The organism is Bradyrhizobium sp. CCBAU 53351 (genome assembly GCF_015291745.1).
Lineage (GTDB): Bacteria > Pseudomonadota > Alphaproteobacteria > Rhizobiales > Xanthobacteraceae > Bradyrhizobium.
The window spans coordinates 3,298,959-3,317,906 of the sequence record NZ_CP030059.1; the positions used below are offsets into that span (position 1 = coordinate 3,298,959).

The 18,948-nt window shown below is 65.6% G+C and carries 17 protein-coding genes; 7 read left to right on the top strand and 10 right to left on the bottom strand.

The features are described 5' to 3' along the window. Positions 1 to 33: 33 nt before the first annotated feature. From XH83_RS15440 to XH83_RS15450, 3 genes are read left to right on the top strand one after another with little or no spacing between them, the layout of a single operon-like run. The gene (locus tag XH83_RS15440) at positions 34 to 816 is read left to right on the top strand and encodes a DUF169 domain-containing protein (RefSeq protein ID WP_194407798.1); all 783 of its coding nucleotides are present in this window, start codon (positions 34 to 36) and stop codon (positions 814 to 816) included. 9 nt (positions 817 to 825) lie between these two features. Then, complete coding sequence (locus tag XH83_RS15445; RefSeq protein WP_194407799.1) at positions 826 to 2,004, top strand: trans-acting enoyl reductase family protein; 1,179 nt, start codon at positions 826 to 828, stop codon at positions 2,002 to 2,004. A 30-nt stretch (positions 2,005 to 2,034) separates the two neighbouring features. Beyond that, positions 2,035 to 3,216 (top strand): trans-acting enoyl reductase family protein, encoded by a 1,182-nt coding sequence (locus tag XH83_RS15450; protein ID WP_194407800.1) that lies wholly within the window; start codon positions 2,035 to 2,037, stop codon positions 3,214 to 3,216. Positions 3,217 to 3,321: 105 nt separating this feature from the next. On the opposite strand, the gene XH83_RS15455 is transcribed toward XH83_RS15450, so the two are convergent. After that, a complete protein-coding gene (locus XH83_RS15455; RefSeq protein WP_194407801.1) occupies positions 3,322 to 4,518 on the bottom strand; it encodes an FAD-dependent monooxygenase in 1,197 nt (398 codons plus the stop codon). A 147-nt stretch (positions 4,519 to 4,665) separates the two neighbouring features. Between XH83_RS15455 and XH83_RS15460 the strand changes: the two genes are divergently transcribed. Continuing rightward, the gene (locus tag XH83_RS15460; RefSeq protein ID WP_194407802.1) at positions 4,666 to 5,142 is read left to right on the top strand and encodes a MarR family transcriptional regulator; all 477 of its coding nucleotides are present in this window, start codon (positions 4,666 to 4,668) and stop codon (positions 5,140 to 5,142) included. On the opposite strand, the gene XH83_RS15465 is transcribed toward XH83_RS15460, so the two are convergent. From XH83_RS15465 to XH83_RS15475, 3 genes are all read right to left on the bottom strand, one after another. Next, positions 5,111 to 6,367, bottom strand: a complete 1,257-nt coding sequence (locus XH83_RS15465) for an O-antigen ligase (RefSeq protein ID WP_194407803.1) — start codon at positions 6,365 to 6,367, stop codon at positions 5,111 to 5,113. The two genes, XH83_RS15460 and XH83_RS15465, sit on opposite strands and share 32 nt — an antisense overlap. A gap of 84 nt (positions 6,368 to 6,451) precedes the next feature. After that, on the bottom strand, positions 6,452 to 7,999 hold the full coding sequence (locus XH83_RS15470; RefSeq protein WP_194407804.1) for an undecaprenyl-phosphate glucose phosphotransferase: 1,548 nt from the start codon (positions 7,997 to 7,999) through the stop codon (positions 6,452 to 6,454). A gap of 117 nt (positions 8,000 to 8,116) precedes the next feature. Continuing rightward, a complete protein-coding gene (locus XH83_RS15475) occupies positions 8,117 to 9,250 on the bottom strand; it encodes a glycosyltransferase family 4 protein (RefSeq protein ID WP_194407805.1) in 1,134 nt (377 codons plus the stop codon). Positions 9,251 to 9,455: 205 nt separating this feature from the next. Here XH83_RS15475 and XH83_RS15480 point away from each other — a divergent pair, with 205 nt between their 5' ends. Further along, complete coding sequence (locus tag XH83_RS15480) at positions 9,456 to 11,744, top strand: exopolysaccharide transport family protein (RefSeq protein WP_194407806.1); 2,289 nt, start codon at positions 9,456 to 9,458, stop codon at positions 11,742 to 11,744. A 54-nt stretch (positions 11,745 to 11,798) separates the two neighbouring features. Here XH83_RS15480 and XH83_RS15485 read toward each other — a convergent pair whose 3' ends face one another. After that, a complete protein-coding gene (locus XH83_RS15485) occupies positions 11,799 to 12,980 on the bottom strand; it encodes a GNAT family N-acetyltransferase (protein ID WP_194407807.1) in 1,182 nt (393 codons plus the stop codon). Positions 12,981 to 13,110: 130 nt separating this feature from the next. Here XH83_RS15485 and XH83_RS15490 point away from each other — a divergent pair, with 130 nt between their 5' ends. Continuing rightward, positions 13,111 to 14,160 (top strand): polysaccharide deacetylase family protein, encoded by a 1,050-nt coding sequence (locus XH83_RS15490; protein WP_194407808.1) that lies wholly within the window; start codon positions 13,111 to 13,113, stop codon positions 14,158 to 14,160. On the opposite strand, the gene XH83_RS15495 is transcribed toward XH83_RS15490, so the two are convergent. Further along, the gene (locus XH83_RS15495; RefSeq protein WP_063194821.1) at positions 14,144 to 14,365 is read right to left on the bottom strand and encodes a DUF2842 domain-containing protein; all 222 of its coding nucleotides are present in this window, start codon (positions 14,363 to 14,365) and stop codon (positions 14,144 to 14,146) included. The two genes, XH83_RS15490 and XH83_RS15495, sit on opposite strands and share 17 nt — an antisense overlap. A 111-nt stretch (positions 14,366 to 14,476) precedes the next feature. On the opposite strand from XH83_RS15495, the gene XH83_RS15500 reads away from it, so the two are divergent. After that, complete coding sequence (locus tag XH83_RS15500) at positions 14,477 to 15,559, top strand: COX15/CtaA family protein (RefSeq protein WP_194407809.1); 1,083 nt, start codon at positions 14,477 to 14,479, stop codon at positions 15,557 to 15,559. A 5-nt stretch (positions 15,560 to 15,564) separates the two neighbouring features. Here the strand turns inward: XH83_RS15500 and XH83_RS15505 are convergent, their stop codons facing one another. From XH83_RS15505 to XH83_RS15520, 4 genes are all read right to left on the bottom strand, one after another. After that, the gene (locus XH83_RS15505) at positions 15,565 to 15,906 is read right to left on the bottom strand and encodes a hypothetical protein (RefSeq protein WP_194407810.1); all 342 of its coding nucleotides are present in this window, start codon (positions 15,904 to 15,906) and stop codon (positions 15,565 to 15,567) included. Between the two features lie 161 nt (positions 15,907 to 16,067). After that, positions 16,068 to 17,348: an O-acetylhomoserine aminocarboxypropyltransferase gene (locus tag XH83_RS15510; protein ID WP_194407811.1), complete on the bottom strand. Its 1,281-nt coding sequence runs from the start codon at positions 17,346 to 17,348 to the stop codon at positions 16,068 to 16,070. 139 nt (positions 17,349 to 17,487) lie between these two features. After that, a complete protein-coding gene (locus XH83_RS15515; protein ID WP_194407812.1) occupies positions 17,488 to 18,072 on the bottom strand; it encodes a CoA-binding protein in 585 nt (194 codons plus the stop codon). A gap of 19 nt (positions 18,073 to 18,091) precedes the next feature. Beyond that, the gene (locus tag XH83_RS15520; RefSeq protein WP_194407813.1) at positions 18,092 to 18,916 is read right to left on the bottom strand and encodes an enoyl-CoA hydratase; all 825 of its coding nucleotides are present in this window, start codon (positions 18,914 to 18,916) and stop codon (positions 18,092 to 18,094) included. Positions 18,917 to 18,948 lie beyond the last annotated feature (32 nt).

The window sequence follows — 18,948 nt, forward strand, 5'->3', positions numbered from 1 at the left end:
CGCGGCGCACGATCGCTGCGTCCGGAGGAAGTCATGCAACAGCACAGCGCAGACAGCATCGATCTTGCCGGCCTCGTTGCCGATCTCAACAGCCTGCTGCGGCTGAAGACGAATGTGATCGGCATGAAGCTGTTCGCGCGTACCGCGGATATGGAAGCGATCCCGAAGATCCGGCGGCCGAATGCGATCCACACCACCGATCAGATCGTCAGCATGGCCTCGCGGCTCGGCTGGACCGTCGGCATTACCGCGGATGACCTCGTCGGCGCGCAGTGCCGCGCGGTGATCGGGCTGAGCCCCCAGGACGACAAATGGCTCGCCGGTGAAAACTATGTCGGGGTCTGGCACGGCACGGCGGAGGACGCGCGCAAGCGCCAGGAGGCGCTGGACGTGGTTCCATTCGGACAGTATCAGGCGCTCGCCGTCAGTCCGCTCGCGAGCGGCCGGCTCGATCCGCCCGATATCTGCCTCGTCTATGCGACGCCCGGGCAGATGATCATCCTGATCAACGGGCTGCAATATACCGGCTACAAGAAGTTCGAATGGGGCGTGGTCGGCGAGACCGCTTGCGCGGATTCGTGGGGGCGGGCGCTCAAGACCGGGGAGCCCAGCCTGTCCTTGCCATGCTATGCCGAACGGCGCTATGGCGGCGTGCCGGACGAGGAGATGCTGATGGCCTTGAAGCCCGTGCATCTCGCCAAGGCAATCGAGGGCATGAAGGCACTGGCCAAGAACGGCCTGCGCTATCCGATTCCGCCCTATGGCATTCAAAGCGACGTTCGTGCCGGCATGGGCGTGAGTTACGCGAAAAAGTAAGGGACGAGCATGAGCTCTGCGAAATTCGACATCGTCGTCTATGGCGCGACCGGTTTCACCGGCCAGCTCGTCGCCGAATATCTGACGAGGCAATACAAGACCGACAATTCGCTCAAATGGGCGATGGCAGGCCGCAGCCTCGGCAAGCTGAAATCGGTACGCGATGCGATCGGCGCGCCCGGGAATACGGCGCTGATCGTTGCGGATGCGTCGGACGCGGCCTCGCTGAGGGCGATGGCGGAGCAGACGATGTCGGTGATCACGACGGTCGGTCCGTACCAGCTCTATGGCGAGGAATTGCTCGCGGCCTGCGTCGCCACCGGCACGGATTATCTGGATCTCTGCGGCGAGCCGGTCTGGATGCGGCAGATGATCGACAAGTACGAGGCGGCTGCAAAAGAGAGCGGCGCGCGCATCGTGTTCTCGTGCGGCTATGATTCCGTGCCGTTCGAGCTCGGGACGTTCTTCGTGCAGGAGGAGGCCAAGCGCGTGTTCGGTGCGCCGGCTCCTCGCGTGAAGGGACGCGTGCGCGACATGCGCGGCACATTGTCGGGCGGCACCGCGGCGAGTGCGAAAGCGACGTTCGACGCGGTCGCCAAGGATCTCAGCCTCGTCGCCATTCTCAACGATCATTTTGCGTTGACGCCGGGGTTCAGCGGCCCGAAGCAGCCAAAGGGCAACAAGGCGGCCTTCGAGGAGGACCTGAATTCCTGGGCCGCGCCGTTCATGATGGCGCTGATCAACACGCGCAACGTCCATCGCTCCAACATGCTGATGGGTTTCCCCTATGGCCAGGACTTCGTCTACGACGAGATGGTCTTGACCGGCCCCGGCGAGAAGGGCGAGGCCAACGCCAAGCGCGTGATGGCGGCCAACGCCGAGAAGACCGGTCCGAACGCGCCGAAGCCGGGCGAGGGGCCGTCGAAGGAGGAACGCGAGAAGGGGCTCTTCAATCTGCTCTATGTCGCGATCGCGCCCGATGGCCGCACGGTCCGCGCCGGTGTCACCGGCGACCGCGATCCCGGCTACGGCTCGACCTCGAAGATGATCTCCGAATGCGCGATGTGCCTGCTGCGCGACGCGACGGATGTTCCGGCCGGCTTCTGGACACCAGGCGCGGCGATGCAGCACAAGCTGATCAAGCGGCTGCAGGACAATGCGGGGCTGACGTTCAGGGTGGAAGCTTAGGAGTCCACGGTGCTGCAGGAGGCGTGATCCGTGCCCGCGACGTTCGACATCGTCCTCTATGGCGCAACCGGATATACCGGCCAGCTCGTCGCCGAATATCTCGCCGCGCACTATGTCGGCGACGGCGCGCCGACATGGGCGATGGCGGGGCGCAGCAAGGATAAGCTCGCCTCCGTTCGCGACGCGATCGGCGCGCCTCAGGACACGCCGCTCATCGTCGCGGACGCAGCCGATCCCGCGTCGCTGCGGGCGATGGTCGATCAGGCGAAGCTGGTCATCACCACCGTCGGCCCGTACCAGATCTATGGCTCTGATCTGGTTGCGGCCTGCGCCGCATCGGGCACGGACTATATGGATCTGTGCGGCGAGCCGATCTGGCTGAAGCAGATGATCGACAGGCACGAGGCGGCCGCCAAGGCGAGCGGCGCGCGCATCATGTTCTCCTGCGGTTTCGATTCCGTGCCGTTCGAGCTCGGTGCGTTCTTCGTGCAGGAGGAGGCAAGGCGCGTGTTCGGTGCGCCGGCTCCGCGCGTCAAGGGACGCGTCCGCGACCTCAGCTGGAAGTTCTCCGGCGGCACCTCGGCAAGCGCAAGGGTCACTTTCGAAGCGGTGGCGCGGGACCTCAGCCTGGTGCCGATCCTCAAGGACCCCTTCGCATTCACGCCCGGCTTCGAGGGGCCCAAACAGCCGCGCGGCAACAAGCCTGTCTTCGAGGAGGATTTGCAATCCTGGTCCGCCCCGTTCGCGATGGCGATCCTCAATACGCGCAACGTCCATCGCTCCAACATGCTGATGGGATTTCCGTATGGCAGGGAGTTCGTCTACGACGAGATGGTGCTGACCGGTGCAGGCGATGAGGGGCAGGCCAACGCGAAGCTCGTCATGGCCGCCAACAGCGAAAAGACCGGCCCTGAAGCGCTCAAGCCGGGCGACGGACCGTCGAAGGAAGAGCGCGACAATGGTCGTTACGACCTGCTCTATGTCGCGACCGCGCCCGATGGCCGTCAGGTCCGCGCGGCGGTGAAGGGCGATCTCGATCCGGGCTATGCGTCAACGGCGAAGATCATCTCCGAATGCGCCATCTGCCTGCTACGAGACACGCCGGATGTTCCGGCCGGTCTCTGGACGCCGGGCGCCGCGATGCAGCACAGACTGATCAAGCGGCTGGTCGATCACGCCGGCTTGAGGTTCGAGGTGGAAGCCCGGGCGTAGCTTCCCTAGGGTGGGCAAAGCGAAGCGTGCCCACGTCTTCTGTCGAATGCCTGGAAACATGGTGGGCACGGCACATTGCGCCTTTGCCCACCCGGCAGCTCGCCGCTACACCGCCCGAGCGTCATATGCGTACATGAAGTCCATGCCCTTGGCGCCGAGCGGCAATAGCCACTTCATCATCTGATTGCGAACCCACGCGCCGCCGGCGCTGAATTCGCGCTTGCTGTTGCCGTTGCGGCGGGCGATGGCGACGATCTTCTCGGTGCGCGGGCGACGCTCGGCCTCGAAGGCCTGGAACGTGGCGCCGAGTTCCTGGCCCTCCTGCATCAGGCGCGCGAGCCGCATCGCATCCTCGAGCGCCAGCGAGGCGCCCTGGCCGGCATGGGGGCTCGTCGCGTGCGCGGCGTCCCCGATCAGCAGCGAACGCTTGCGCGACCAGGCCGGCAGGGTCGCGACGTCGAGCGTGTCGGTGACCACGATATTCTCGGCGGCCTCGATGATGCCAGGGATCGGATCGTGCCAGCCGCGGTGGAAGCCGCGCAGATGCTGCTTCAGTGTCGCGTGGTCGAGCGCGCGAAACATCGCCGCGTCCATGCCGTGCGCAGGCTGCGTGCTCCACCACATCACGCCGTCGTTCGGATCCGGGCTGCAATAGCCGTATCCGAAGAAACCGCTCTGGCCGAACGTGGTCTCGACGTGCCGGCTGATCGACCTGCCGTCGAGGACGGCGTGCGGCGCGAAGCCGCCGAAGCCGATCAGTCCGGTATCGAAAGGCTGCGGTCCGTCCGGCACCACCTGACGGCGCGTCACGGAGTGGACGCCGTCGGCACCGATCAGGAAATCGCCCTCGGCGGTGGTGCCGTCGGCGAAATAGGCAATGACAGGCTGGTCGCCGCGGTCCTCGACCTTGATCAGCCGCTTCTCGAAATAGAGCGAGACGCAGGCGCACCAGGCCTTGTCAATCAGCATCTCGTTCAGCGTGGCACGGCAGACATTGACGGCCGGCTGGCCGAAGCGCCGTGCCATGTCGCGGTTGATCGAGCCGAGCTTGGCGCCTCCTTGCGAATAGAAGTCGAAGGCCTCCGCGACCGAGCCGCGGCTGATCAGCTCGTTTGCAAGGCCGATTTCGTCCATCACATGCATGCCGTTCGGCGCGATCTGAAGGCCGCCGCCGATGCCCTTCGAATAGGGCCAGGCCTCGTAGATCGCGGATTCGATGCCGGCGCGGCGCAGCAGGATCGCGGCCACGGGGCCGGCGATGCCGGCGCCGATGATCAGGGCCTTGCGGGGACGAGTGGACATAGCTTGCTCCCGACGTTTCCGTGGTGCTAGGAGAAATTACGGTCGCTAAATATCTTAGTGACTAAGATATATATCGAGTAAGAGAAGAGGTCGGCCTTGTCAAGGACGAAGGCGCGCGCGGTGTTGCTCGGGGAATTGGAGGAGGCGATGCGCAGGTCATCCGCGCAGGGCGTGCTCTATGGTCAGACCGTTGCGAACGTTGCCGGAATTGCCAATTCCGACCTCGAATGCATGGACATCCTCTATCTCGAGGGCCGCGTCACAGCAGGCAGGCTCGCCGAGGTCACGGGCCTCACGACGGGCGCCATCACCGGCGTGGTCGACCGGCTCGAGACGGCGGGGCTGGTGCGCCGCGAGCGGGACGAGGCCGACCGCCGCAAGGTCTTCATCGCCGTCGTGCCCGAGGCGATCGACAAGCTCAGCCAGTTCTACGTGCCGATGCAGCAGGCCATGGAGAAGGTCTGCAACGGCTATTCCGACGAGGAGCTGCGTCTGCTGCTGCGCTTCGCCAATGAGGGCTACAAGGGCGTGCTCGCGGCAACCGAAGCGCTGAAGAGCCTGCTCGACACGCCGCCGGAAAAGCGTCCGGCCCTCAAGCTGAAGACGCGTCCTCGTCAGCCCTGACCTTGTAGATCTGCGCGGCGGCGATCATGCCCCACATCGCGCCCAGCATCATCCAGAAGTGCCGCCAGTGGTCGGTGTCGATCACGAGGCTTTCGCCGACGGTGCCGACGAAGGCGGAGAACACGGCCAGATAAGCGCGCTGCCAGGGCACGGGAACGAAGACGTGCCTGAAGCCCATGATCACGGTGGTGAAGACCAGCGCCGGATAGCACACGCCGGACAGCCAGCCGCCGGACATGAACGCGTTGAGGTAGGAGTTGTGGGTGTCCTCGGGAAAGAAGCGGTGGAATTGCAGGGGGCCGATGCCGAACGGCATGTCGAGCGCCATCTCCGCACCCAGGATGTGGCGACCGAACCGGCCGAAGCGGCCTTCGTCGTAGCTCTGGTCGAAACTCGCGCGCTGCTTGAACATCTCGGCGGTGGAATCGAACGACAGCAGCACGGCGATCAGCGCCAGCCCCAGCACGGCGGCCACGATCGCCATGATGACGATGCGCGAGCGTTGCGCGTTGGTGCGGCCGGTCAGCACCATCAACGCCAGCATGAAGGCGGAGGTCAGCACGAGGCCGCCCCAGGCGGCACGCGAGAACGCGAGCAGGATCGCCAGCGACATGATGGCGAAGGCGAAGACGTTGCGGAAGGCCTTTCCGAGCTTGTCCGAAACCACGCTCTGGAGCGAGAACAGCGCCGGCAGGATCAGGAAGGCGCCGAGCACGTTCGGGTCCTTGAACGTGCCGCGCGCGCGTCCGTAGAGCGTGAGGAGGTCGTTGCCGCCGGGTACCAGGTGGAAGTAGCCGGCGACCGCCAGCACCGAGGCGACCATCGCGCCGACCACGAGCCCGCGGCGGAGCATGTCGAGCCGGGCCAGCGTATCCTCGGACATCACCATGGCGAAGAACACCACTGTCACCGCCATGTACCAGGAGGTCGCGATCCAGCTCACCACCTCGGATTGCTCGAACAGCGGAATCGCGCTGATCGTGTAGCCGACATTGAGCAGGACCAGCAGCGCGAGCAGCGGCATCAACGCGAGCCGCAAGCGAAGGCCGGTGGCGAAGAACGTGACCGCCGCGAGCAGCGTCATGATCTCGTAGGGGCTCGGCTCGATGAAGACGACCGCGCCGGCGGCGCCGACCAGCCACACCAGCGCGCGCTGCAGCGCCAGCACGCCGGGCGCGGCACGGACCGCTGCATTCATCTCCCCGGCTGTCGCCGCATACGCCATCACACGCTCATACGCTTACGCAACTCTCACGCCACAACTTCCGCTGTCATCGCCCGGCTTGACCGGGCGATCCAGAAACTCAATTCAATACGCGTTCTCGTTCTTGGTCAGCAGCGAGATCGGCGTCTTCAGGAGAATGTAGAGGTCGAACAGCACCGACCAGTTCTCGATGTAATAGAGGTCGAACTCGACGCGCTTCTGGATCTTCTCTTCGTTGTCGATCTCGCCGCGCCAACCGTTGATCTGGGCCCAGCCGGTGATGCCGGGCTTGACCCGGTGGCGGGCGAAATAGCCGTCGACGGCCTCGTCGAACAGCCGGCTCTGCAGCTTGCCCTGCACCGCATGCGGGCGCGGGCCGACCAGGGAGAGATTGCCGGAGAAGACCACGTTGAAGAGCTGCGGCAGCTCGTCGAGGCTGGTCTTGCGGATGAAGCGGCCGACGGGGGTGACGCGCGGATCGTTCTTGGTCACGACCTTCGACGCCGTCGGATCGGCCTGATGATGATACATCGAGCGGAACTTGTAGACGTCGATGCGCTCGTTGTTGAAGCCGAAGCGCTTCTGGCGGAACAGCACCGGTCCGGGGCTGGTCAACTTGACTGCCAGCGCCACCAATCCCATCACCGGAAGCGCTGCGAGCAGCGCGAGGCTGCCGACGACGCGGTCGAACAGCCATTTCATCACCAGATCCCAGTCGGTGATCGGCGCCTCGAACACGTCGAGTGTCGGCACCTCGCCGAGATAGGAATAGGAGCGGGGCCGGAAGCGCAGCTTGTTGGTGTGCGCGGAGAGGCGGATGTCGACCGGTAGCACCCAGAGCTTCTTCAGCATCTCGAGGATGCGCGTCTCCGCCGAGATCGGCAGCGCGAACAGCACGAGATCGACGCGGGTGCGGCGGGCGAATTCGACGATGTCGTCGACCTTGCCGAGCTTGCGCGCGCCGGCGCAGGTGTCGAGCGCCCGGCTGTCGTTGCGGTCGTCGAACACGCCGAGCACGTGGATGTCGGAATCCTCCTGCGCCTTCAGCGCCTCGACCAGCTGCTCGCCGTTGCTGTCGGAGCCAACGATGATGGTGCGGCGGTCGAGCCGGCCCTGGCGCGCCCAGCCGCGCACCAGCGAGCGCAGCACCAGGCGCTCGGCCATCAGTGTGGCGAGCCCGAGGGCGTAGAAGCCGACCAGCCAAAGCCGCGAGATTTCGCTGCCGTATTTGGCGAAAAAGGAGATGCCGATGAACAGCAGGAAGACGAACGACCAGGACGAGATCATCCGCGTCATCTGCCGGAGCTGCCCGCGGAACAACTGCACCTGATAGATGTCGGCGGCCTGGAAGCAGATCACGGCGGCGACCGCCACCGCGATGATCTCTGCAGGGTAGAGCCAGTTGAAGCCGGCGTGGGGCATCACATAGCCGGCATAGAGCGCGATGCCGACGAGGCTCAGCAGCGTGAAGTCGGCGAGGCGCACGAAGCCGGCGATCACGATCGGCGAATAGGCGCGGGCGACCTTCTGGTTGACGACTTCGAGCGCTGCGGGCGTCAGCCGGCGACGGCGCTCGACGAAGGGTTGGTCAGCGGGCTTCGCCGCAGCGCTGGTCGCGGCGTCGAGCATCGAGCGTGCGTTGAGCGGTTCCACGGGCGTCCACGTCCATTCCAAAGCCCGCGGCACGGCCTTGAGCGCCCGGGCGAGCATCCCCTGGAGCTTCGATTATCGAACAAATCGGAAGATTCTCTAAAGCGGGCTTAAGGATGGTTAATGATTGGCAAATGCGTCGCGATAGCCGGCGATCACGCCGTCGACCATCGCGGCCTGCGAGAAATGCGCGGAGATGCGTTCGCGCAAGGAGATCGCGCGCTGGGCGGTGACTTGCGGATCGTCGAGCGCGGCGGCGATCGCCTCGGCCATGGCCTCGGAATTGCTCGGCGCGAACAGGGCCGGGCTTTCGTCCCCGAAGATCTCGGGAATGCCGCCAATGCGCGACGCGATCATGGGAATGCCGGCCGCGCCGGCCTCGATCACGACATAGGGCATGGAATCGCCGCGCGAGGGAACGACGAGCAGCCGCCCCTTGGAGAAGCCGTAGCGCGCCTTGACGTGGCCGATGAAGCGGATCGCGCCTGACAGGGCGAGCTTTTCGACCTGTGCCTTCAGTGCCGCCGTTTCCTCGCCGTCGCCGCCGAGCGTCAGCGTGACCTTCTTGCCGCCCTCGTGCAGGCGCGCCACGGCATCGACCAGGAGATCCGCGCCCTTGATGTGCCTGAACTCGCCGACATAGCAGATGTCGGTGGCATCGTCGGCGGTCACGACAGGCTCGAATTCCTCGGGCGTGACGCCGTTGAAGACGCAATGCACCACGCCCTTGGGCGTGCCGACGATGCGTTGATAGGTGTCGCGGGCGAACGCGCTCTCGAACAGGAACAGGTCGGTCGAATCCATCAGCGTTCGCTCGAGCCGCGCGTAGAACTCGCCCTTGAAGGTGTTGAGCGGGTAGTGCAGCGAGCCGCCATGCGGCGTGTAGATGCGGATGGTGTCGTCGGAGCGCCGCCGCATCCGGATGAAGGCGCCGGCCTTGGCGCCATGGCCGTGCATGACGTCGGGCTTGAGCTTCGCGATCAGCCGCCGCATGCGAAGCCACACCAGCACGTCGTCCGGCGAGGGTTCGCGGCGAATCGCGAGCCGGTGCACGCCGAGCTTCAGGCGCGGCGCGAGCTCGGCAAGCGCCTTGTCGGCGCGCTCGCCGCCGGTGAGGCTGTCGGCGAGGATGCCGACATGATGGCCGCGGTCGACCTGGCCGTTGGCGACGTCGAGGATGTGGCGGAAGATGCCGCCGACCGGAGCACGCACGGCGTGCAGGATACGAAGCGGCCGGTCAGGAGAGGGGGGCATGAATCAAAACCAGCGCTCGACGGCGATTGCCGAACAATTCCTCGGAAATATCGAGACGGATTAAGAGCCCTCGTGGTTAACAAACGGTGACGGGCATGCGCGCGAGGTGCGCCGGATGCCCGCGATTAACCCAGCGGCAACCTTAATGGAGTGTAATCGCCGGCGTTGAGGTAGCTTGGTGGCGTTGCCCCTGCGGGAGTGTTCGATGCGTTTAGCGTTTTGGCGTGCCGGCAAGGACAAGGCGGTGGTGGCGCGGGCCGTTGCAAAGCCCAAAGCCGAAGTTGCGCCCAAAGCCGAAGTCGAGGTCGAGCCCAAGATCGAGCCCAAGATTGAAGCGAGGCCTGCGCCTGTTGTCACCAAGCAGCCGCAAACCGAATCCGGCGATATCGATCTGCACGCGCTCGGCGCGGCATTGGCGCGCAAGCGCGGCTGGATCGTCGTGCCGACGGTGCTGGCGCTCGTCGGCTCCATTGCAATCGTCAATCTCGTCACGCCGCGCTACAAGTCCGAATCGCGCATCCTGATCGATGGCCGCGAGAACGTATTCCTGCGCCCGAGCAGCGATCGCGCCGAGGAGCGCCAGGCGCTCGACGCCGAAGCCGTCACCAGCCAGGTGCAGCTCGTGCTGTCGCGCGATCTCGCGCGCGAGATCATCAAGAAGAACAAGCTCGCCGAACGTCCCGAATTCGATCCGGTGCTGCAGGGCGTCTCGCCGCTGAAGTCGCTGGCCGCGATGATCGGGATCGGCCGCGACCCGTTCTCGATGACGCCGGAAGAGCGCGTGCTCGATGCCTATTACGATCGCCTGCAGGCCTATGCCGTCGACAAGTCGCGCGTCATCGTGGTCGAATTCCAGTCCGCCGATCCCGACCTTGCGGCCCGCGTCGCCAATTCGATCGCCGACGGCTATCTCGTGCTGCAGCAGGGCGTTCGCCAGGAGCAGGCCAAGAACGCCAGCCAGTGGCTGGCCGGCGAGATCGAGAGCTTGCGCAAGAAGGTCTCCGAGGCCGAGGCCAGGGTCGAGGACTTCCGCTCCAAGTCGAGCCTGTTCGTCGGCACCAACAACACCACGCTCTCGAACCAGCAGATGGGCGAGGTCAACACCCAGCTCAACAACGCGCGCTCTATGAAGGCGGATGCGGAATCAAAGGCGCGGCTGATCAAGGAGATGCTCCAGAGCGGCAAGCCGATCGAGGCATCCGAGGTCGTGAACTCCGAATTGATGCGGCGGCTGTCGGAGCAAAGGGTGACGCTGCGCGCGCAGCTCGCCGAACAATCGTCGACGCTGCTCGGCAATCACCCGCGGATCAAGGAGCTGAAGGCGCAGCTCGGCGACCTCGACAACCAGATTCGCGACGAGGCGGCCAAGATCTCGCGCTCGCTGGAAAGCGACGCGCGGATCGCCAGCGGCCGGGTCGACGGCTTGATCACCAGCCTCGAGCAGCTCAAGAAGCAGGCGACATCGACCAACGGCCAGGACGTCCAGCTCCGCGCGCTCGAGCGCGAGGCCAAGGCGCAGCGCGATCTGCTCGAGACTTATCTCGCCAAATACCGCGAGGCCAACACCCGCGAGACCATCGACACGGCGCCAACCGACGGCCGCATCATCTCGCGCGCCATCGTCTCCAACACGCCGGCCTATCCGAAGAAGCTGCCGATCGTGCTGATCGCGACGATCGCGACGCTGCTGCTGTCGTCCGGCGTCGTCGTCACCGGCGAGCTGTTGCGCCAGACCGCGCCGCGCGCGGTGGCCGCGTTCAGCCCGGTGCAAGCGCCGGCGGCGATTCGCCGGGAAGCGATCGTCCAGCCCGAGGCAGAGCCGTTCACCGATCCCGTCATGGCAGAGCCCGCGCCGCTGCAGCCTGAGATGGCTGATGATGCCGGATTCACCGAATTCACCGAGATCGAGCAACTGGCCGACAGATTGGGCGCCGCCGGCGCTGCCGCGAAGAAGGTCACCGTGCTCGGCACTGCCTCGGGCGAAGCCATCACGCTGTCGACGCTGACGCTTGCACGGCATCTGGCGCGCGAGGCGCGTGTCGTCGTGGTCGATCTCGCCGCGTCCTCGCCGACGATCGCCGCGGTGTCCGTCGACGCTTCGGCACCCGGACTTGCCGAGCTGATGCAGGGCGAAGCCTCGTTCGCGCAAGTCATCACCCGGGACAAGCTGTCGCGGCTGCATCTGGTCATGGCCGGCCGTCCCGGCTTCGACCGCAGCCTGCTGCAATCGCCGCGGGTGACGCTCGCGATCGACGCACTGCTGCGCGCCTACGATCACGTGTTGATCGATGCCGGCAGTGCCTCAGACCTTCCGGCCGAGCTGCTGACGGCGCATGCCCGCGCCGTCGTGGTGCCCGATGCTGCGATGGCACAGGATGCGCGCACGCTGATGTGCGAGCAGCTGCGAGCGGTCGGCTTCAGCGAGGTGACGATGCTGAGCAAGCCGGTGCAGGCGTCGAATGCGGCAGAAGCGCCGCGCGTGGTGGCGGCGTGATCCCTCTTGCCCTCTCCCCTTGTGGGAGAGGATGGCATCTCGCGAGAGGATAGATTACCCGAACGCCTGCCGCACGCGCCGGGCCAGATCGAACAGCATCTGGTTCTGCTTCACCAGCCGCTTGCCGTGGCTCAGCGATGACATCGCCATCGCGGCGAGCTTGCCGCGCGAGGTCAGAGGCACAAAGCTGTCGAAGATCTCTTCGTCGTTCTTGCAGAACATCCGCTTGTAATCGTCCGAGCCGATGCCGAGGTCGAGCGAGCGGTAGCCGCGCTCGCCGTAGCGATCGATGATGTAGCGCATCAGGATCAGGCCGGGGCTGTAGCGGGCGTGCTCGGACATCGTGTAGGTGTTGAACATCATCGAGAAGCGCTGGCCGTCGGCGACCCCGGCGTAGATCGCGATGACCTCCTCGTCGCACTCGAGCGCGTGGATGTCGATGACGCGGCCTTCGCCGCGCGGCGCCAGGCAGGCGCTGCGGATGAACTGTTCGACGCCGGGCTCGGCAAAGACGTTCGGGAGCTTCTGCTCCGCCATCCGCGCCGGCTTGACGCGGAAGAACCAGTCGAGCAGGCGGGTGATGTCGGCGTCGGTGGTGGCGAGGTGATAGCGATAGCCGGCGAGGGTCTGGAGCTTCTTTTCCTTGCTCTTGAGGCGGCGGCGAAGGGAATTGCTGATGCGCGAGGCCGGCGGTCCGCCCGGCTCCATCACCAGCTGCGGACAGCCGTTGATCGCGCTCTGTCGCGGCCACAGCGCGAACGGGTTCTGCTGGTCGTGCCAGCGCAGCGGCTGCTGCGTCAGCGCGAGCACGTCGACATGTTCGCGCAGCGGGGCCAGCAGCGCCTCGAGATCGGCGATGGCGGTCTGCGCGGCGCACGCGGCGTCCCACAGACCCATGTTGAAGGTCGTGTGCTTACCGCCCATGAAGCAGGCCGTGCGCACGCCGTGGCTTTGGCGCAGCGAGAGCGGCAGCAGCAGCAGCGGCTTGTGATCGGCGTCGCGGGCGATCACAACGAAGGGGCGGGCGCCTTCGCGCGCGCCGACCAGGCGCTGCCAGGGGCTCAGCAGATCAAACCGCTGATAGGGCGTGAAGAGGTGGCCGGGCTCCTCGAGGCTGCGCCAGGCCGCTTCAGTGGCGTCGAGATCGGCGACGATGTCGACCTGCGCGATACGGCTCGCTTTCGACCGCGCTGGCGCTTCTGCCGTCCGGCTTTGCATCGCCGCAGCCATGGTCATTCGCGAAACCTGTCGAGAAATCAGAAATATGCGTAATTCGGCCTGTGGCCGACCTTTGCAAAGAAATGTCAACAAAGGGTAAGGACAATGGGAGCGGGAACGGGCGCCCGCGGGCGCAAGGGTGGGGATATTGGCTTCCGACGACAGATGGCTGGAACGGCTGCGCCTCGAGCTGGCCTGGTTCACCGGCCGGGCAGCGCTGGGCAGCCGCGGTGCGGGCGCCATCCTGCGCCTCGAACGGGTGCGGCCGCGGCGGCACGGCGGGTTTCAGCCGCTGCGCGCGCACGAGATCACGCCGCAATTCCTCGACCGCGCCATTCACGCGTTGAAGCGCTGGGGCTACGATTTCATCGGCATGGATGAAGTCTGCCGGCGCGCGGTGACATTGCCGGAGCAGCGGCGTTTCGTGGCGCTCACCTTCGACGGTGCGCATAAGGATCTCGTCGACTTCGCCTGTCCGGTGCTGGCGCATCACGCGGTGCCCTTCACGATCTACGTGCCCACCGCGTTTCCCGACGGCGTCGGACAGGCCTGGTGGCTCGGGCTCGAACAGGTGATCGCGCGCGAGAGCCGCATCAGCCTGATGATGGGCGAGAAGGAGCAGCGCTTCAACGTGGCTGATCGCGCCGAAAAGCAGGCGCTGTTTTCGCATCTGGAGAGCTGGTTGCGCTCGCTGTCGCCGGCGGATCTGTCGGCGGCGATCGCCGATCTCTGCACGCGCTACCGGGTCGACCTCGCCGCGCTCTCGCGCGAAGCGGCGATGGACTGGGAGGATCTGGCGAAGCTCGCTGCCGATCCGCTCGTTACGATCGGCAGCGCGACCGTGAACTACCCCGTCCTCGCCAACATGAAGGACGCTGCCGCGCTGCGCGAGATGAATATGGGCAAGGCGGTGGCGGAAGCCGCCTTCCGCCGCGATGTCGGGCATTTCGCCTTTCCGTTCGGCGATCGCACCTCGTTCCGGCGCAGCCATGTCATCATGGCGGAAGAGGCCGGCTTTGCCAGCGCGGTGTCGACCATCCCGGGCATCGTGGATGCGGAGGGGCGGACCAATCTGCGCGCGCTGCCGCGGATCTCCTTGGACGGTCGTGTACGCTCGCTGCGCATGCTGCGCGTGCTGGTGTCGGGCGTCGCCTTTGCGCCGGTGAAGCCGACCGGCAGCGCTAGCGACCGGACTTGACGCGATCCGGCCGCTGCATCCAGCTCACGATCGGCATTGCCGGCAGCACCCAGCCCATGCCCACGACCACGTAGTAGATCGCCTGCCGCCAGCCGGACTCGGCAATCCACGGCATCTGTGCCGCGGCCATGCCGAGCAGGGCCCAGACCGTGGCCAGCACCAGGAGCAGGATGGCGCCGAGGAACTTGCGGGTGCGGATATTCATGGCGAACGTGGGCGGCTTTCGCGTAACTTGCGCTGCGGGAGCGGGGGACTATAAGGGGCACGCAGTCCGGTTCAAGCCTCTTAAGTTCAAGCCCTGGTTTTAGCCCCTGAAATGACGACGAATTCCGTTCCGACCAACCCGCATCGCGCCGTGCGCTGGTGGCTGATCTCGGTCGCCGCGTTGATTGCGTTGATGGTGCTGGTCGGCGGCGCGACCCGGCTGACGGAATCCGGCCTGTCGATCGTCGAATGGAAGCCGGTCACGGGCAGCGTGCCGCCGCTGTCGGAGGCGCAGTGGACCGAGGCGTTCGAGGCCTACAAGAAGATCCCGCAATATCGCGAGCTCAATGCCGGCATGAGCCTGTCGGAGTTCAAGGAGATCTTCTGGTGGGAATGGAGCCACCGTTTGCTCGGCCGCTTCATCGGCGTCGCCTATCTCCTGCCGTTCCTGTTCTTCCTCTGGCGAGGCGGTCTCTCCGGTGAGTTGAAGCGCCGGCTCTGGTTGCTGTTCGCGCTTGGCGGCCTGCAGGGCGCAGTGGGCTGGTGGATGGTCGCCTCGGGCCTGACGGAACGGGTCGAGGTGTCGCAATATCGGCTGGCGACGCATCTCTTGCTCGCGCTCCTGATCTTCGCCGGCATCGTCTGGACCGTGCGGCGGCTCAAGGAACGGCCGCAGATCGCAGCCCCGGTTCGGCTGCGCTTCACGAGCGCGCTGCTTCTGGTCGTGACGCTGGTGCAGATCTATTTCGGCGCGCTGGTCGCAGGCCTGCGCGCCGGCCGCGCCTACAACACCTGGCCGCAGATCGACGGCGCATTCATTCCCTCGGCCGAGCGGCTGTGGTTCGAGACGCCGTGGTGGCGCAACATGTTCGACAATGTCCTGACGGTGCAGTTCGAGCACCGCATGACGGCCTATGCACTGTTCGTGCTGGCGCTGCTGCACGCGATCGACGCGGTGCGCTCGCGCGCAGGCGCGGCCGCGGGCGGGGCGCTGTGGCTGTTCGCTGCGGTGAGCGTGCAGGCGGTGCTCGGCATCCTCACGCTGCTCAATCAGGTGCCGATCGATCTCGCGCTGTCGCACCAGGCGGTCGCGATCGCCGTGCTGACGCTTGCTGTGATGCAGGTGGAACGGCTTGCGTCGCGGCAGTCCGCGCAGGCGCAGCCGCGCGCGGTTCCGGTTAGCCAGGCCGGCTGATCAGGTCAGCAATAGCCGTAGATGCCGCACGCGTAGGGCAGCCGCCAGAAATAATCGACCTGCTTCCCGCCGTAATACGCGCCCTGATAGTCGTAATCCCAGGGGCGGCCGTAATAGCCCGGCAGCGTGTGCGACCCCGGCAGCAGCGGGGTGCCCGGCAGGTTGCGGATGTAGCTGCCGACGCCATAGGCCGGTGAGATCAGCGCATCCGGATCGGTCTCGACCCAAACCTTGGGCGGCTCTTGCTGCGCGGCGGCCCGCCGCTTCGGCGTGGCCGGCAAGTCCGCAGCGATCGCGCTTGAAACCGTCAGCATCGCGGCAAGGGCAGGCACCATCCAGCGCAGCATCGTCGGCTCCGAATCAAAGGGGCGATCCAACGACGATGTATGGGGCAGATATGGTTAATGATCGTTAACTGACGGTCGCCGAAGCGGCCGTCGGGCGCGCGTGAGCAACGGAATTCCGTAGCCCGGATTGCGCTTCGCTTCATCCGGGCTACGAGAGGAACCTAAGCCCCCAGCGCCTGTTCCAGGTCCGCGATCAGGTCTTCCTTGTCCTCGATGCCGATCGAGAGCCGCACCACGTCAGGACCGGCGCCGGACTTCACCTTGGCGGCGTCGTCGAGCTGGCTGTGCGTGGTCGAGGCCGGGTGGATCACCAGCGAGCGGGTATCGCCGACATTGGCGAGGTGCGAGAACAGCTGCAGCTTCGACACCAAATTGACGCCGGCGTCATAGCCGCCCTTCAGGCTGAAGGTGAACACGGCGCCCGCACCCTTCGGCGCGTATTTGCGGGCGAGCTGGTTGTACTTGTCGCTTGGCAGGCCCGCATAGCTCACCGAGGCCACCGCCGGATGTCCCGCGAGAAATTCGGCGACCGCTTTCGCATTGTCGCAATGCTTCTGCATGCGCAGCGGCAGCGTCTCGATGCCGGTCAGGATCATGAAGGCGTTGAAGGGCGACAGCGCGGGGCCGAGATCGCGCAGGCCCAGCACGCGGCAGGCAATCGCGAAGGCGAAATTGCCAAAGGTCTCCTGCAGGCGGATGCCGTGATATTCGGGCCGCGGCTCCGACAGCATCGGATATTTGCCACCCGTCGACCAGTCGAAGGTGCCGGCATCGACGATGATGCCGCCGAGCGAATTGCCGTGACCGCCCAGGAATTTCGTCAGCGAGTGCACGACGATGTCGGCGCCGTGGTCGATCGGGCGGATCAGATAGGGCGAGGCCAGCGTGTTGTCCACGATCAGCGGCACACCCGCTTTCCGCGCGACCGTCGAGATCGCCTCGATGTCGGTGATGCTACCGGCGGGATTGGCGATTGACTCGATGAAGATGGCTTTCGTGCGCGGCGTCACCGCACGCTCGAAGCTCGCGATGTCATCGGGATCGGCCCACACCACGTTCCAGCCGAAGCTCTTGAAAGCGTGCGTGAACTGGTTGATCGAGCCGCCATAGAGCTTTCGTGCGGCGATGAACTCGTCGCCGGGCTGCAGCAATTGCTGGAGCACCACGACCTGGGCAGCATGGCCCGAGGCCACCGCCAGCGCGGCCGTGCCGCCTTCGAGGGCCGCGACGCGCTCTTCCAGCACCGCGTTGGTCGGGTTGCCGATGCGGGTATAGATGTTGCCGAATGCCTGCAGGCCGAACAGCGAGGCGGCGTGGTCGGCGTCGTTGAAGACGAACGAGGTTGTTTGATAGATCGGAGTCGCGCGCGCGCCGGTGGTGGGGTCGGGCTGTGCACCGGCATGCACGGCGAGGGTTGAAAATCCCGGAAGGCGATCGCTCATTGAGGGCGTCCTGTTCTTGTGGCCTGAAAATCGCGCGGCATGCTGATCGGCGCCGCGCTCGCCGTCAAGGCACGACGTCAGATCGGAATGATCTTGCTACGCATTGTCGCGTTCGCGAAATGAATCCTTCGCGATTGCGTCAGCTTTGCTCGCTCTTGTTTTTGGCGGCCCGATCGGAGGCCGCGGTGTCGCCGCCGCCGACACTCATCCGATTGAGGGATAGCCGCATGCCTTGCGTTGGTGCCGGCGCGCGCTTGGAGCTGAGCGTGCGCGAATTCACGCCCATCCAGGAGATCTCGGAAGACAGGCGGCCATATTCGATCTTGGGGCAGCGGTTCATCACCACCTTGATACCGACGGATTCCGCCTTCGCCGCCGCGGCGTCGTCACGCGCGCCGAGCTGCATCCAGATCACCTTGGGCAGCGGATCGAGCGTGAGCGCCTCTTCGACCACGGGCATGATGTGGCTGGAATTGCGGAAGATGTCGATCATGTCGACGGGGCGGCCGATGTCCGACAACGAGGCGACGAAGGGCTTTCCGAGCAGCTCCTTGCCGACATGGCCAGGATTGATCGGGATCATGTCGTAGCCGCGCTGCGCCAGATATTTGAACGCGAAATAGCTCGGCCGCACGTTGACGGGCGAGGCGCCGACCATCGCGATCGACTTCACGCTGTTGAGGATGCTGCGGATGTAATTGTCGGGATAGGCGTCGTGGTTCATTTTCGTCTTTTTCTTTTTGTCACTCATCCCGCCATGTCGGCGTGCGCTTCTCGATGAACGCGCCGATGCCTTCCTCGGCGTCGCGCGCCATCATGTTCTCGGTCATTACCTCTGCCGCATAGCGATAGGCGTCCGCAAGGCTCATCTCGACCTGGCGGTAGAACGCCTCCTTGCCGAGCTTGACGGTGTAGGCGGATTTCAGCGCGACCTGCTGCGCGAGCTCGATCGCGGCACCAAGCTCGGTACCGGCCGGCACCACGCGGTTGACGAGGCCGATCTCGCGGGCGCGCTCGGCCGTTACAGGCTCTCCCGTCAGCAGCATCTCCATGGCCTGCTTGCGCGGGACGTTGCGCGACAGCGCCACCATCGGGGTCGAGCAGAACAGGCCGATGTCGACGCCCGGCGTGGCGAACTTCGCGTCCTCCGACGCGATCGCAAGATCGCAGCTGGCGACGAGCTGGCAGCCGGCCGCGGTCGCGATGCCCTGGACGGAGGCGACGACGGGTTTCGGCAGATGCACGATCGCCTGCATCATCGCGCTGCAGGCATTCATCATCTCGGCGAAGAAGGCGCGGCCGCGATCGGGATCGGTGCGGCGCGCGGTGAGTTCCTTCATGTCGTGGCCGGCCGAGAAAGCTGGGCCGTTGGCCGCGATCACGACGCCGCGGACCGCCTTGTCGTTGCGGATCTCGTCGAGCTCTGCATGCAGGCTGGCGATCATCGCCGCCGACAGGCTGTTGCGCGCGGCGGGCCGGTTCAGCGTCAGGACCGCGATGGGACCTACGGTCTCGCGCAGCAGGATCGGCGGTTGCGGGGAGGGGGCGCGGGCAGCCTTGACGGACATTGACGCGATTTCCGCTAAATGATTGCAATTGG

Excerpts from the sequence above, each read along its gene's own strand:
- XH83_RS15440 (WP_194407798.1), top strand. The coding sequence starts at position 34 with ATGCAACAGCACAGCGCAGACAGCATCGATCTTGCCGGCCTCGTTGCC.
- XH83_RS15445 (WP_194407799.1), top strand. The coding sequence starts at position 826 with ATGAGCTCTGCGAAATTCGACATCGTCGTCTATGGCGCGACCGGTTTC.
- XH83_RS15455 (WP_194407801.1), bottom strand. The coding sequence starts at position 4,518 with ATGTCCACTCGTCCCCGCAAGGCCCTGATCATCGGCGCCGGCATCGCC.
- XH83_RS15460 (WP_194407802.1), top strand. The coding sequence starts at position 4,666 with ATGCGCAGGTCATCCGCGCAGGGCGTGCTCTATGGTCAGACCGTTGCG.
- XH83_RS15465 (WP_194407803.1), bottom strand. The coding sequence starts at position 6,367 with ATGGCGTATGCGGCGACAGCCGGGGAGATGAATGCAGCGGTCCGTGCC.
- XH83_RS15475 (WP_194407805.1), bottom strand. The coding sequence starts at position 9,250 with ATGCCCCCCTCTCCTGACCGGCCGCTTCGTATCCTGCACGCCGTGCGT.
- XH83_RS15480 (WP_194407806.1), top strand. The coding sequence starts at position 9,456 with ATGCGTTTAGCGTTTTGGCGTGCCGGCAAGGACAAGGCGGTGGTGGCG.
- XH83_RS15485 (WP_194407807.1), bottom strand. The coding sequence starts at position 12,980 with ATGACCATGGCTGCGGCGATGCAAAGCCGGACGGCAGAAGCGCCAGCG.
- XH83_RS15495 (WP_063194821.1), bottom strand. The coding sequence starts at position 14,365 with ATGAATATCCGCACCCGCAAGTTCCTCGGCGCCATCCTGCTCCTGGTG.
- XH83_RS15500 (WP_194407809.1), top strand. The coding sequence starts at position 14,477 with ATGACGACGAATTCCGTTCCGACCAACCCGCATCGCGCCGTGCGCTGG.
- XH83_RS15505 (WP_194407810.1), bottom strand. The coding sequence starts at position 15,906 with ATGCTGCGCTGGATGGTGCCTGCCCTTGCCGCGATGCTGACGGTTTCA.
- XH83_RS15510 (WP_194407811.1), bottom strand. The coding sequence starts at position 17,348 with ATGAGCGATCGCCTTCCGGGATTTTCAACCCTCGCCGTGCATGCCGGT.
- XH83_RS15515 (WP_194407812.1), bottom strand. The coding sequence starts at position 18,072 with ATGAACCACGACGCCTATCCCGACAATTACATCCGCAGCATCCTCAAC.
- XH83_RS15520 (WP_194407813.1), bottom strand. The coding sequence starts at position 18,916 with ATGTCCGTCAAGGCTGCCCGCGCCCCCTCCCCGCAACCGCCGATCCTG.